Source organism: Patescibacteria group bacterium (assembly GCA_018897195.1).
In the GTDB taxonomy this organism is placed as follows: Bacteria; Patescibacteriota; Patescibacteriia; order Patescibacteriales; family UBA12075; genus JAHILH01.
Genome location: JAHILH010000002.1, coordinates 40,641 through 55,511, shown reverse-complemented (window position 1 = coordinate 55,511; position 14,871 = coordinate 40,641). Strand labels below are relative to the sequence as shown.

Annotated in this window: 14 protein-coding genes; all 14 read right to left on the bottom strand. The window is 39.6% G+C overall.

Features of this window, described 5'->3' with window-relative positions; translation table 11 throughout:
- Positions 1-206 (bottom strand): hypothetical protein (locus KKD45_02980; protein MBU4309466.1); only part of this gene is annotated, 206 nt, incomplete at its 3' end.
- Positions 207-232: 26 nt separating this feature from the next.
- The gene (locus KKD45_02975; GenBank protein ID MBU4309465.1) at positions 233-1,153 is read right to left on the bottom strand and encodes a M48 family metallopeptidase; all 921 of its coding nucleotides are present in this window, start codon (positions 1,151-1,153) and stop codon (positions 233-235) included.
- 2 nt (positions 1,154-1,155) lie between these two features.
- The gene (locus tag KKD45_02970) at positions 1,156-1,722 is read right to left on the bottom strand and encodes a LemA family protein (protein ID MBU4309464.1); all 567 of its coding nucleotides are present in this window, start codon (positions 1,720-1,722) and stop codon (positions 1,156-1,158) included.
- A gap of 74 nt (positions 1,723-1,796) precedes the next feature.
- On the bottom strand, positions 1,797-2,987 hold the full coding sequence (locus KKD45_02965; protein ID MBU4309463.1) for a GspE/PulE family protein: 1,191 nt from the start codon (positions 2,985-2,987) through the stop codon (positions 1,797-1,799).
- 26 nt (positions 2,988-3,013) lie between these two features.
- Positions 3,014-4,024: a tRNA 4-thiouridine(8) synthase ThiI gene (locus KKD45_02960; GenBank protein ID MBU4309462.1), complete on the bottom strand. Its 1,011-nt coding sequence runs from the start codon at positions 4,022-4,024 to the stop codon at positions 3,014-3,016.
- A 112-nt stretch (positions 4,025-4,136) separates the two neighbouring features.
- Positions 4,137-4,481 (bottom strand): rhodanese-like domain-containing protein, encoded by a 345-nt coding sequence (locus KKD45_02955; protein ID MBU4309461.1) that lies wholly within the window; start codon positions 4,479-4,481, stop codon positions 4,137-4,139.
- 112 nt (positions 4,482-4,593) lie between these two features.
- Entirely contained in the window at positions 4,594-7,560 is a 2,967-nt protein-coding gene (gene ileS, locus KKD45_02950) for an isoleucine--tRNA ligase (protein ID MBU4309460.1), read from the bottom strand.
- Positions 7,561-7,761: 201 nt separating this feature from the next.
- Entirely contained in the window at positions 7,762-8,298 is a 537-nt protein-coding gene (locus KKD45_02945; protein MBU4309459.1) for a hypothetical protein, read from the bottom strand.
- Between the two features lie 62 nt (positions 8,299-8,360).
- A complete protein-coding gene (locus KKD45_02940; GenBank protein MBU4309458.1) occupies positions 8,361-8,798 on the bottom strand; it encodes a hypothetical protein in 438 nt (145 codons plus the stop codon).
- 37 nt (positions 8,799-8,835) lie between these two features.
- The gene (locus KKD45_02935; protein ID MBU4309457.1) at positions 8,836-9,282 is read right to left on the bottom strand and encodes a hypothetical protein; all 447 of its coding nucleotides are present in this window, start codon (positions 9,280-9,282) and stop codon (positions 8,836-8,838) included.
- A gap of 156 nt (positions 9,283-9,438) precedes the next feature.
- Complete coding sequence (locus KKD45_02930) at positions 9,439-11,205, bottom strand: cohesin domain-containing protein (GenBank protein MBU4309456.1); 1,767 nt, start codon at positions 11,203-11,205, stop codon at positions 9,439-9,441.
- Positions 11,171-12,214: a hypothetical protein gene (locus tag KKD45_02925; protein ID MBU4309455.1), complete on the bottom strand. Its 1,044-nt coding sequence runs from the start codon at positions 12,212-12,214 to the stop codon at positions 11,171-11,173. Before KKD45_02925 ends, KKD45_02930 begins: the two co-directional genes overlap by 35 nt.
- Before the next feature lie 138 nt (positions 12,215-12,352).
- Positions 12,353-13,639 (bottom strand): hypothetical protein, encoded by a 1,287-nt coding sequence (locus KKD45_02920; protein ID MBU4309454.1) that lies wholly within the window; start codon positions 13,637-13,639, stop codon positions 12,353-12,355.
- A gap of 21 nt (positions 13,640-13,660) precedes the next feature.
- Positions 13,661-14,713, bottom strand: coding sequence for a hypothetical protein (locus tag KKD45_02915; protein MBU4309453.1), 1,053 nt, complete (start codon positions 14,711-14,713; stop codon positions 13,661-13,663).
- Positions 14,714-14,871 lie beyond the last annotated feature (158 nt).

Genomic DNA, 14,871 nt, shown 5'->3' with positions numbered 1-14,871 from the left:
TCACGGATACCGTTGTAGCCGTCAACGACGATTGATTGCGGAGAGCCAGCGAAATGTTTTTCTTGATACCAGCGCAAAGCGGAATAATGGTTGGGATTTTGCATTATGCGGATAGCGATGGCATCGGGAGAGGTTTGGGCACGGACAACTAGCGCCAGGGAGACGAAAGTGGTGACGATAATTATGTGGAGTAGCTTGTTTTTCATAGAGAAAATTACAAATTTAAAATACATTAAGAAATGTCTATACCGCGTAGCGCCGCGACTCTTTCCCTGATTGGCGGATGTGTCATAAAAGCTTTAGCAAAAAAACCAACTTTTTTATCAGTATCTGATTTAAATGGTGAGGCTATATAAAGATGAGCCGTCGCTCGATTGGCCACCTCCAACGGCTCACTATCGGCTGAGATTTTTTCCAAAGCGCTCGCTAGGCCTTCTGGATATCTAGTTAGCAAAGCACCATCAGCATCCGCTAAAAATTCTCGCTTTCGCGAAATAGCAAATTGCATCATATAAGCAAAAATTGGTGCCAAGATTGACAAAACGATTGCGACTACGGTCATTATTAACTGCACCTGACCATTACTTCTTTCGTCATTACTTCTCCTACCTCCGCCCCAAAAAGTCCAACGACGAAACCAATCAGCCAACAAGACAACCACGCCAACCAACACCGTAACAATTGTCGCTAATAAAATATCACGGTTACCAATATGTGAAAGCTCGTGCGCAATCACCCCCTCCAACTCACTACGATCCAGCTTTATTAACAAACCACTTGTCACCGCAATCACAGCATGCTCCGGATCGCGACCAGTCGCAAAAGCATTCGGCGCCGTATCATTGATAATATAAATTTTCGGCAAAGGTAAGCCGGCTGTAATACATAAATTCTCCACCAAATGATACAAATCTTTATTATCATCGTGTTGTATTTCTTTGGCGTCACTCATGGCCAAAACAATCTTATCACTCCACCAGTACGAGCCAATACTCATCATTGATGATAAAATGACTACAAAATACAAAATTCCCGAGTCATTCATGGCGACACTAAAAACATAACCAACCAAAATGACAAAGACGAAAAACCCGCTTAACAAGAACCAAGTTTTTGTTTTATTTGAATCACTATTCTTATATAATGACGACATATTTAGAAATTTACCTTCACATTCTCCCGCTCTGCTCCGTTTTCAACTTCAAAATACTCACGAGCTGTAAAGCCGAGCATATTAGCAATCATATTAGTCGGGAAAACCTGTAACTTAGTATTAAAATCACGTACATTGCCATTATAGAAACGACGACTAGCCTGAATTTTATTTTCTGTGTCAGATAGTTCTTTTTGTAATTCCAAAAAATTCTGATTTGCTTTCAAATCAGGGTAACTCTCACTCAAGGCAAAAATTGATTTTAAAGTTGAAGACAAGGCATTCTCCGCCTCAAGCTGCGCCTTAGCATCACCGCCTGACTGTGCACTCATCGCCGCCGTTCGAGCTGCTGTCACCTTTTCCAGGGTTGCGCTCTCATGACCCGCATAACCCTTCACTGTTTCTACTAAATTAGGGATCAAGTCATAACGTCTTTTTAATTGCACATCAATATCGCTCAACGCCTCCTCTACTCTGTTTTTTAAAGTAACCAAAGAATTGTACATGCCGACTACAATAAAGATCAACACCACTACAACTCCAAGAATGATTAATAAGGTTGTATTCATATAATTTTGTTTATTTTTTACAACCCTCCCGATTGTAAAAAAATTTAAATTTATAAATAAATTTATATCTATTGTTATTCCGCTAATCTCATAGCTTCTTCCAAACTAATAGTTCCCTCTTCCGCTCTTTGTAACACAATATCTTTCATAAGAGCCATCCCTTCACTTTTCGCTATTTCTACTATTTTACTCTCAGAATAATTTTCGTAAACTGCCTCCTTTATCTTATCAGAGACTCGCAAAACCTCATGAATACCAAATCTTCCCACGACTCCCTTTCCGCCGCATTTATCACATCCGCTTGAGTTAAAAAACTTAGTACCTTGAGAAACTCCCATTTTAGTAAGTGCACTCAACGGCGGTATTGCCTCTCTTCGACAATGCGGACAATTTATTCTCGCTAAGCGCTGAGAAGTAACTAACTTCAAGGCGGAAACAATCATATAAGGCTCTATGCCCATACCCAGCAGACGGACAATTACACCGGCGGCGCTATTAGCATGGATTGTCGCCAACACTAATTGCCCGGTCATAGCCGCTTGAATAGCGATATTAGCCGTTTCCTGATCACGAATTTCACCAACCATAATCACATTCACATCTTGTCTAAGTTGAAAATGCAGACCAGAAGCAAAGGTCAAGCCGACATCTGGATTTACCTGTGTCTGTCGAACATGGTCCATTTTTCTCTCAACCGGATCTTCCAAGGTAACCAAACTCTTTGTCGGTTCGTTTAATTTATTTAAAATTGAAAAAAGCGTGGTTGACTTACCGCCTCCGACCGGACCCGTTACCAATATCAAACCAAATGGTTTGTGAATAACTCCCTCGAGCATTTCTGCCTGTTCGACAGAAAAACCAAGGTCTTCAAAATTTTCATACTTATTAATACTTTCCAAAATTCTCATTACCACACACTCACCATATATAATTGGGAAAATAGAAACACGAAGATCAATGTCTCTATCGGCAATTTGAACCTTAATGCTTCCTTCTTGCGGTCGTGGTATACCCGTGGTGTTTAATTCCGTCATCACCTTAATTCGTGATATCAACGACTTTGTTAAATCACTAGGGATTTCAAACAAAACTTTCAGAATACCATTAACTCTAATTCTAACTATTAATTTATCCTTTCCTGGTTCAATATGAATATCACTAGCGCCTTCTTTAATGGCGTTATTAATAATTCTATTAACAAGATTTATTACATCGGTATCAGGATTAATATATGTCTGTGTCGATGAAAGATCTTTGATTGGCATAAATTTAAAAATTAAGTATTTTAAGATTATTTAATGCGAACTTTAACAGTTTTCCCTCTTAGTCTGGTTGCGTAATAAGCGGTAAGAGTGGCTACTATTTGGAGAATATCTGCCTCGGTTTTTGTTTCCAAAAAATCTTCTTTGGCAAAATTTAGAGCATTAGGAACATCAATACTTAATATTTGTTCCTCCTTGTTTAAATTTTTTAATCCTCTGATTAAAGTAGTTGGACCAATCTCGTCAACCAATTCAACCAAAACATCATCCTCCTTTATTAATTTTAACATATTTTCATTATCCTGCATATCCCTACCCACCAAGGCTAAAATACGATCACTTTGGACATTAAACCAATAAATCCGCCCCGTCTTTAAGATAGCGGCATCATTAATATCGCATGTTGGCCAATTAGTAAACAAAGTCTTCAATCTTTGCCCAAAACTAACATCTGTTAATAAACAGCCACCACCGGGAAATGGGTATTCTGTGATATTATATTTTTTGGCTAATTCAAATTGCTTATCGCGTCCGCGCCCTTCAACGTTCTGCAATTTACCTCTATCGATCTTTCCAATGCGCTCCAACTCAGTTTCATTTAGCAATTTCGCAGATAAAGGTCTTAAGAGACGATCTCCCAGGTCAGATATTTTCGCCACTCGTTGCAGGGCGGTTCGATTTTGCGACATGGGCCTCTGTCCCAAGACTTCGCCTGTCGCCACAAAATCAAAACCCTCGTCCTCCATAATTCTTTTGGCATATTGCAACATCATGCCATGGCAATCAATACACGGATTCATATTCTTGCCATAACCATTCGGAGGATTCTTGGTCATTTTTAAGTGGTCGATACTAAAATCCACCTCCTTAAGCTCAATTCCCAACTGCCCAATCGACTCGCGCGCTTTGAGCGTATCAAAAAAACAGCTCTTAAAACTAAGTCCAACAACTTCTATCCCCTGCTCCTGCAAAACTTTAACTGCCAGCATCGAATCGAGTCCGCCGGAAAGTAATACTAAAGCTCTAATTTTTTTATTCATAGACTGTCTTGTCATCCTGGAACGAAGCGATAAGATCTTCGAAATTTAAAACATCCAAAGCGGAAGATTCTATTACGACATCATATTTTGCTCCAGGATGACAAAGATTTAATTAGAAATACATTCCAATTTGCTCTTTCAAAATCTCTAATTGACAATCACCATCACGATAACACTCAAAAATACCACTACGAAGATTGGAAATCTTTTTCTCATTGTCGGCTAAAAAGTTAGCAACTACGCCACTGCGTGCTCCAGATCGGCAAATAAAGACCACTTCCTTGCTCCAATCAATTTCATCAGCTCTTTCCTGAATCTGACTCATGGGGATTAATTTTGAATCCTTGATGTGAATAATGTCATATTCGTCTTGTTCACGAACATCGATTATTTCGACACTCTCTCTGCTTGCTAAAAGCTCTTTCATTTCTCGAGCTCCAATGTTTTTTACTGCCATACTTTTCTGTAAACTAAGAATTATTCAGGCCAGGGCCGATCCGCTCAGGGCAGACAATTGTTAAATTCCAATTAATAAATTCGTTAATTTATATATTTTTTAATAAAATAATTTATATTTTCCGTACTCCCAACTTTATCATTTCACCATCAATTTTAAATTCTTTTGAATCACCTACCTGCTCAACGCCAAATTTGATTGCCTTACCAAGAGTATCATTCATAATCTCTGCCGCGAATTTTTCCAAGACAGTCTTTAAGACTTCACTCTCAGTCTCATAATAAATCTCCGCGTCATCGCCGATTGATAAATCAGCATTCTTGCGCAAGGAATTAATATTGCGAACTAGTTCGCGCTTGATACCTTTTTGTTTAAGGTCTGGCGTGATTTCCAAATCCAATTCAATTACTAAATTTTCAGTTCCCGGCTCTGCTATCACATTCTCAACATTCAATTCATCTTTTAAGAGATTTTCATAGTCTGTTCGTAGGTCATAATTTTTAATCAACAATTGATTTAATGGTTGACGAATTTTTATTCCCGCCTTATCTCTCTCAGCCAGTCCCATCTCCACAATCTTGCGCACTTGCTCCATTTCTTTTAGAACAGTCACATTCACTTGACCCGCATTAGACCACGCTTCAAGATGAACTGATTGATTCACATCGCCAAAATCATGTCCACTTACCTTCTGCCAAACTTGCTCAGCGATAAATGGCGTAAAGGGCGCCATCAATTTTGCTAATTCAATTAAGACGTGTTTCGTGGTCGCCAAGGCGTTCTTTGCATCCGCCTCATCATCACCCTTAAATCTATCTCTTGAACGACGAATATACCAAGTCGACAAATCGTCGATAAATTCTATAATCGGTCGTGTCGCTTTTGGTAAATTATATTCATGCATACCTTTTGTCACTTCAGTTATCAACTGATTCAAACGTGCCAAAATCCATTTATCCAAAACATTCTGTGACTCCGTTGGTTGCTCCACTCCTTCCAAAACAACATCAGTTGCAAATAATTCATAAAACTTATAAACATTCCACAAAATCATATTCACTTTACGCACTGCCTCCAATACTCCCTTTTCCGAAAAATTCAAATTCTCAGCCAGCATCACCGGTGAAGTCAAAAGATAATAACGAAGTGCGTCAGAGCCGTATTTGTCAAACAATAAAGATGGATCAGGGTAGTTCTTTAACTTCTTCGACATCTTCTTACCATCCTCGGCCAAGACAATACCATTCACGATAACATTCTTGAAAGCCGGCTTCTGTTTGATGCCAGTCGCCAAGACATGTTGGTAATAAAACCAAGCGCGAGTTTGGTCTTGCCCCTCAGCAATAAATTCCGCCGGGAAATTCTTTTCAAACTTTTCTTTATTCTCAAAAGGATAGTGCATCTGTGCATACGGCATTGAACCGGAATCAAACCAAGTATCCAAGACATCAGGAATGCGATGCATCACGCCACCACACTTAGTACAAGGAAAGGTCACCTCATCAACCACATGTTTGTGTAAATCAGTCACTTGCACACCACTTAAGTCTTTTAATTTAGCAACTGAACCCAAGACTACTTGATGATCACAACCTTCATTTTCACAACGCCACACCGGCATTACTGATGCCCAAAATCTCTGACGTGAAATTGACCAATCACGCGCGCCCTCTAACCAAGAGCCGAAACGGCCTTCCTTGATGTGTTGCGGTGACCAATTAATATCCTGCGCCAATTCCAACATCGGCAATTTAATCTTGCTTACGTTTACAAACCAAGAAGAAGTCGCGTAGTTGATCAAAGGTGTATCGCAGCGCCAACAATGCGGATAACTATGCTCATATTTTTCCTTCGAGAACAAACCATTGTGATGCGCTAAATATTTTATAATCTCAATATCCGTGCTCATATGATCCCCAATCGGCTTCACATTCAAGCCAGGGAAATCAAGCACCTCTTCCTTGAAAGTACCATTGATTGCCACGTGTTGAATAAACGGCAAATTCTTCGCCTTACCCAAATTCATATCATCTTCACCAAACGCTGGGGCAATATGTACCACACCGGTACCATCAGTAGTTGTCACAAAATCGGCATCGTAAATTTGCCAACCATTGGCGTGATTTTCTAATTCTTGATCTTTGGCATAATAACCAAACAAGGGCTGATATCTCTTACCAATCAAATCAGTGCCCTTGAATTCACTAACTATTTCATAACGAACCAATTTTTGATCATCTTTGGCAAATAAATTTTTTGCCATAATATAAATTTCTCTATTTTCAGATGTCTGATATGCCTGACCAATAGGAGCAACGGAAACGATTCCCTTTTCACGAATTTTAACATAATCAATGTCTTTGCCAACCGCCAACGCCACATTTCCGATCAATGTCCAAGGCGTAGTCGTCCACGCCAACACAAAAGTTCCCGGCTCGTCCACCAATTCAAACTTCGCAATCGCCGACAAGTCCTTAATGTCAGCATACCCTTCTGCCACTTCTGATTGCGACAAAGTTGTCTCACAACGCGGACAGACGTGCATTGAGCGATAGCCTTCATAAATCAAGCCCTTGTCAAACAAATCTTTAAAGACCCACCAGATCGATTCCATATAATCCAAGTCCATCGTGCGGTAACTATTTTTCATATCCGCCCAACGACCCAAGCGCTTGATAATCTTTTCCCAATCACTGACGTAACTCAAAACATTAGCCCGGCACAGTTCGTTAAACTTGGCGACGCCCACGTGTTCCTCGATATAACTTTTATTCTTCGAGCCTAATTCTTTCTCAACAATATTTTCAATCGGCAAGCCATGACAATCCCAACCCCATTTACGTTCAACACGATAACCATTCATCGTCCAAAAACGCGGCACAACGTCTTTCATGACGCTACCGACAATATGACCATAATGAGGCAAACCCGTCGCAAACGGCGGTCCGTCATAAAAAACATACTCCCCCTTCGGCGCCTCTCTTTTTACACTTTTCTCAAATATATCGCCCTTGTCCCAAAATCCCAAAACTTCCTCCTCCATCTTGGCAAAATTACTCTTATTTTCGTTATTTTCCATAGAAAAAAAATACGAATTTGCGATATTTTCTGCAAATTCAACTAATATTATTTATATTCCCTTATATTCTACATATTATAAATTAAAGCTATATTAAAGTCAAAAAAAATATTCAATTAAAATAATACAAATAAAAAAGGACCTCAGACGTTATTGCGTCTTTGGCCCTTTTGAAACCTTCTTTCTTGGGTCTGTTTGCTGTTACTGACGAACTGCATGTGTCCGCGTAGCCAGAAACAAATCACTCTCAACAAATGTTTGCATATTCCCCATGTATTCTTCTTGGTACACTGCCCTAACTTTGAATGAGAGATCTTTTTCCCGACCTTCCGGAACTGGAAAAATGAGCATCCGCTCACCAACGGCCATGCTGGGAATTCTGGTCTCACTCGAAGTAGATTCGTCATACACCAGGTAGCAAGTATCGTATTGTTTTCTTTTTTGCACCACATCTTTTGGGTCATGATGCATTTGCTCACCTCTGCCCTGGACAAGCATGTCCATGCGCACGAGACTTTTTAGTGCGGAATAGATGCTGAGCACGGCATAATGTTTTCCATCGGGAAACTTCACGATTTCAACATTGTGTCTCATTGCAGTTACATCAGACAAATCATCCTTGCAGCCATCAAACCACTTATTGGTTTCGGCAAGTTCTTCCAAGGTCTTTTTGTTTTTTTCACGATATTCGAAAAACATCACAATACATATCAGGACGGCAATAATATTTATCAGCATGGCGGTTCTCCTTTGTTCTGTCAGAGTTTTTTTGCAAGAACTCTGACGGAACCAAATTTGATTCAGGTAAATTTTACCCCAAATACAGAATGCGCTCCAGAACCGCAATTTGTCCCATGCGACTCCCCCTTGAACGTCACTGCAAAATCATCTGCGCCCAGGTCATGGTCATTAATGATTTTTTGATCAACATCAAATAACCGGACACTGGCATTTTTGCCGTAAAAATAAATCTCGCAGTCATCTTTATGGCGATGAGACGGAATCCAGTCTGAAGTTTTTACGGCGACGAACGAAATAATTGTTCCCGTCTTTCCGCAAAGCGCAGCAATCTTATTTTGAATATCCCGAGGGACTTTCGAAATATCAACTTGCCTTATATTCACATCAACCACTAGAAAGGCTTTTGATCTTTCGAACTCACCTAACATCTCCCGGTCTAAAATAGCCTTCTCCTCAGGCGTAAGAACAAATTTCCCACCAAAACCTTTCTGTTTCATATCCGAAAACCTCCTTAAATTTTCAAAATAAAATCATTCACATAGCCTGCAGAAGATTGTCTACCTCCTGCTGATCGAGAATATCCCTGGTCAGAGCTTCCCGTTGGCGCCAACCTTTCGCCACGACTACTGAACTCTCGTCATGACCCAGCGCATTGGCAAGGTTTTCATTGTTAACAATACCGAGTCCGGGCACATAAGCGCCATCAAAATGCTCAACAGCACCCCTGACAAGATCTCCTTGTTCCGGCATAAAACCGGTTTTGCCGGAGCGAGACCGCACCGAACCGGTTTTCAAACGCACTATTTTTATAGCTGTATTGATGTCAGGCGTTTTTTTGGCGGATTCAATAGCGTTAAACGCCCTCATTTCTTCTTTGTAGATTGCAATCATTTCCTCAAGCGTTGCCGCTTTCTTGGCAACATTCAAGGCCTTAATCATGCAAGCCCCCATCACTCTTTCATGCAAAGTTCGATTCCGCAATTCATTCTCCTTTTTCTATATAGATTAATTTTCTAAAAAATAACCATTTTTCAAGGTACGAAGCTTAATAATAGCACTTTTTTATCATTTTGTCAATATAGTTTTAAAAAACAAAAAAGTCGCTATAATTAGCGACTTTTTTATCTAAATAATTTTTTACTTCAAAATATCCTCCACATCCTTCACTTCCTTCAAAATCTTCTTCTCAACTGCCCCCACCCGTGCCCGCAAGCCGTCTTTCATTTTTTTCTTCTCTTGCGTGTAATTAACCTTGCCCTCAAATTTCTTCAATCTTGCAAACTCTTGATCAATAAATGCTTCCAACTCGTCTAGGTTTGTACGTGAGACATTTTCCACTTCAACTGTTTCTTTTTTTAACCTACCACGAACCTTGCCAACCAGAAATATGATTAAAACAATCAAGAACAACAAGCTTGTGAAAACTGTGAAATAATTAATTACAAAGTTGCCGATCGTAACAAAGATTGGTGGCGAAACAATGAAGGTCACCTTCTCACTCGGATTACTCTTGATACCATTGGCATTGACTGCCTCGGCCCAGGCCACATAACGTCCGTTAGCTAATTTCTTATCACCCACAAAGAACCAAGCGCCATTGGCATCACTTCGCACCGTACTACTCGCCACCAACTCATTATCTCTTTGTAAATATAAAATCACGCCAACATTTGGCAAAGCTGTACCGCTGAGATAAAAATCATTAGCTGATCTCATTTCCTCTTGATAGCTTAAGATTTTTGGAGATTCAATTGGATTGATAACAAACTTTATTGTTGAAACAATTTCATTACCTGCCTTATCCTTGGCCTTTACCATGGCTGTATGGTCACCAACGCTTAAAGCCGAAATTTTTAACATCGTCTCTTGTCCAGATAAGGTAAAGGACTGGTGTTCCAGGCTACCAATAAATATTTCATAATCACCTAAACCTGATTCAGCATCTGCGGCGTTAAACAATAACTCCGGCCACTCGCCAACGCCGATATCATTAATCTTCACATTCAAGGGATTAGGCGGACGCGTATCAATCATGACACGATAAGTGGCAACTGTGCCCCACTTCTTCGCATCCTTAAAGCGCAAATGAAAATACCAAAGACCATCCTCTACGCCAACATATTCCTTCTCAGACAAAGCCCCTTCAGATTTTGCTGCCAAATTCCAAACCGGCTCTTTATTTAAAACAAAAGCTACATCCTTAGTACCCGCTGGTAGTATCCAATTAAATTTTACATTAGGATTTTTTGACCAAGTATTTTGATCAGGATTGGTTATTGATTCAATTTTAGGATGATTATATTCCTCACCAGAAGCCACAACCTTCTCATTTATTAATTGCAGTGCCTTGTCACTATCAACAGTCTTATCTTCCAAGCCTGACGTTGGTGCTTCTATTTTTGGAGAAATTGTATAGCTACCGACACCCATACTAGCCAAAATATTTGTACCCTTACCATCGTTGGCCAAAACTGCACCAGAGGTAAAATTAACTTGGGCCACGCCTGGCGCTTTAGCCTTAAACTTCACGCTCAAGACATGTCCACTTACACCATTATAACCAGGCATCGGCACACCGCCACCAAATTTAATATTACCACCCGTGGCAACTGGTTCAGTGGTCCACAAGTTAAAGACTGCGCCATTGCGATTAATACTAACCGCCTCCAAAAGAGCAGCGTCATAGCTTAATGCGCCCTCAGCTGCATTAACCACTTGACCACCTGTATTTAATTTAACCGAGATTGTAAATTCCCCATCAATCACATAGGTTCCGGTTGATGGTGTCAGATACAATGAAGCGCCGGCAGCGCTCGCGGAATTAGTAAAAATATTAACCGCCCCAAAAATCAAAGATGCAATTATTATATTACCGAAGATTGTGTTGATAATTTTCCTCCTCATATTTATTATTTCTTCTTATTTTAAAATATAAAAAACCCAACAAAAACACCAAGACGCCAATAACCAGCCCAAACACTTTCCACCTTAAATAAAAAGGTTTCTTCATTATTGATTCTGGCGGTGTATACTCCACCGTTTGCTCATTACCAGCCTTGTCCACGGCCCGAACCTTTATCGTGCTGCGCATATCCTGGTCCTCTAATAAGTACGGTGTCTGCGCCTTTTTCCAACCAACAACTTTTTCTCCTACCCCAAAATAATCAAGGGGATTTCTTTTTTGCTTTTCACCAATTACTTCATTTGGCCTGATTTCCAAAACCTCATAATAATCAACACCACTTTGCTTGTCGGTTGTATAAAAAACCAAGCTATATTTACCATCAAACATAGTTGGACTATGATGTAACTCAATCACAAATGGTTCTGGCGGTGTTTTATCTGCATTTATCTCATTCTGCCAAGCCTTGTCATTGGGCATAATACTCTTTGAAATAGTTACCTTAGCATCATTTTTTTGCAAATTAGCATCCTCGGTACCCAGGCCATCATTCATCAAGACTCTTGTCCCATCCAGCATTACCACATCACTAACAACCACCTCATCAATACCCTGACTAATACTCTTGCTAGCAAAAACTAAACGCGCAACAATATTACTTTGACCTGGGTCGCCGGGAATCTTACCACAATAACCACCAGGAATACCTCCCGAGAAATGGAATTGTCCATTGTTGTTTATTTTTTCATAATCAGTCTCTTGTGGTTGCTCTACCCATAGATTAATAATTGAGACTCCCGTCATAAAATCCAATAATTTATAATGGTCCTTATCAAAACCTATATAGCCCTCAACCACATTAACACAATCTTCGACATCAATTTTAATATCCATTGTGAAATTGCTATCGTTGCCAACCTCGGCATCTTTTGGCTCAAAATAAAGCGTAGACGCCTTGGTTGCAAATGGAAGTAATAGAAATATAGAAATGATTAGGATTTTTTTTAACATATATGAAGATAATTACATAGTTCCCTCTCCTTGCCAGGAGAGGGACAGGGTGAGGTAGTTATTCGTTGACGACTCCCTCACCCCAACCCTCTCCCGGCGGGGCGAGGGAGAAACATTGTTTAAAATTTTTAATTAATTCTAGCCTGTCCAGTAATACATCATAATTGAAAAGTCAATCAAGTCGACAGTGCCATTTTGATTTTGGTCAGAACAAGCATTGTTAGTGCCCCAATTATAAAGCAAAATAGAAAAATCTGTAATATTTACGCGCTTGTCATGATTTAAATCTCCGTTTGGACAAGGTGTTGGCGCAATTCCCTCTTTGCCCACATGAAAGCTGACTAATTTAGAAAATCCCGATTTAATAATATTACCCTCGGCGGTGACTTCGAAATATGCCTTAGCCGTATGAAAATCTTCTTCTAAGGGCGCTGTATTAAAAACTAATTCGTATCGACCATCATCTTGACTGTCAATCTTCTCAATAAACTCCTGCGGTGAATTGATATGAACTTTTATGTCTGACCCCGGCACTGTTTGTCCATAAATCTTTACATTATCGCCCTGTTTAACCGATTGCTTATCGACGTCAATGCTGGGTGCAATATAGACACCGGAAATATTTGTAACCGCGCCCGCGACAATACGAAGGGTTATGGTTAATAAAGTAGATTTAAGACCACTCACATCTTCGGACCAGAAGCCAAAATTAGCAACACCAGGCGCTATGTCAATTGATTCAAAATAAAAATCAGCTTTAGAGTCTGCTTTAACAATACCAATCACCACGCCATCAACTAATACATGAACATCGGAATTAGGATAAGACTTTCCTTTAACCGTGATCTTAGTCTCGGCTTTAGGTTGATCGGCGCCAGGATTAAAACCCGTTGACAAACCACTACTTCCACCAGTGCTACCACCTATTGAACCACCACCAGGGGTGCCCCCTTCGTGCGCCATCGCCACACAATTAATCGTACTAATCTGACATTGTGGGGTACAAATCAAGGACCCGCTATCAAAACCAAGCGTCAAACAGGTGCTATTACCAAAATCAAGCTTATCGCAACCTTCTTCTTTCTCCTTGTATGTATTACCACAAGTATAACAAGCCTCTGTATTAAAAGCGTAACAATCAGTAGCACAGTGCATTACTCCGCTTACGAACGGATTATTAAAAACATCCTTAAACATCTGACAGGTAGTTGTGCCCACATTTTCAGGCCAAGATCCAAGTGTGCCAACATCGCAAATCTCACCAGCAGCCGCATCAACAGTTCCATCACCGCAAGAAACCAAAACTTCAACAGTGGTTGGTAAAAATTTTGGATCAGCTCTTACTACCTCAGAAGATCTGAATAAAAAAATAATCAGAAATACGACAAAAACAATATAATATATTTTATTAAAATTTATTCGCATAGGAAAATATACTACTTATTTTTATCGCTTTCTTCTGGTTCCAGATTTATATTTTTCAGCCTTCTGCCCCATTTTATCCCAAAAACCCTCAACTGCCTTATTTTTTATTCCCAATAATAAGCGTCCAATAATACGCAATGGCCAAAGTAGAACATATACGATCATAAAAATATATTTCCAAACACGAACCTTAACCAAGGAAAGACCGAGCAATAATACCAGTAAAATAAGACCTGCCAACATCAACCAATGCTTATAACCGCTCAATTTACCATGATCTTTAATTTCAAAAGTAATTTTATCTTTGTGAACAATATCATTGCCATTATAGACAGTTATCCTTCCCCAATAATAACCCTTTCCTAATTTAGTTGGAAAATCAGCCGTAACATCTTTGGTAACAAATGGATCTATTTTCTCAATCTTAGTGTCATCATAAGACTCGAGCATTTTCTTATCCTCGACGTCATACACATCCAAGTGTACCTTGGTCGGACCAGCAGCCACGTTACCAATATTTTCAATTTTCAGCACAACGGCGATACGATAAAAAAAGTAAGAAAAAATCTTCCAATTCCAAGGCTGACTCAAAACTCCAATATCGGGAATAGTCGTCATGCGCACAGCAAAATCAAAAAACCTTTCATTGGTCACGTCGATATCCATATCAACGCGCGCACCGAGGGCGATTGCCACTCCAGGATTTTTACTAGCCCCCTTAGGTACAATTCTAATATTAAAATTTCCTTTATAGTTACCTATTTCCGCCTTCGCCGGCACATCCACCTTAACAACCATTGGGACCTGCAATTCACCAGCAGGCATATCGAATTCAAAACCTTTGTCTACGGTCACCCAACCACTCATCTCTGGAGCTGTAACTGTAATTACAGCCGTCATTGCGCTATCAGCCTCTGACCTTAGCAAGGTTATTTTTTGTTCATAATGAGAACCAGGGAAAACCGCTTTTTTAGGCTTCACATAGGGCGGAGAAATACCAAAACCAGCCTGAACAACACCGCTCCAGGCAAAAACTCCTATCAATGCTACAGCTAAAACAAAACGTTTAATCATTACGCATTAAATAAATTAGTAAATTTCGTGCAAATTATGCAATTAATGTACTAAATTTTTTATATATTATCTTATCCACATCTATGGTAAATTTAATATTATTATACATAAAATATAATTTTAAGGCAAATTATCTAAACAACTTTTAAATATCAAAA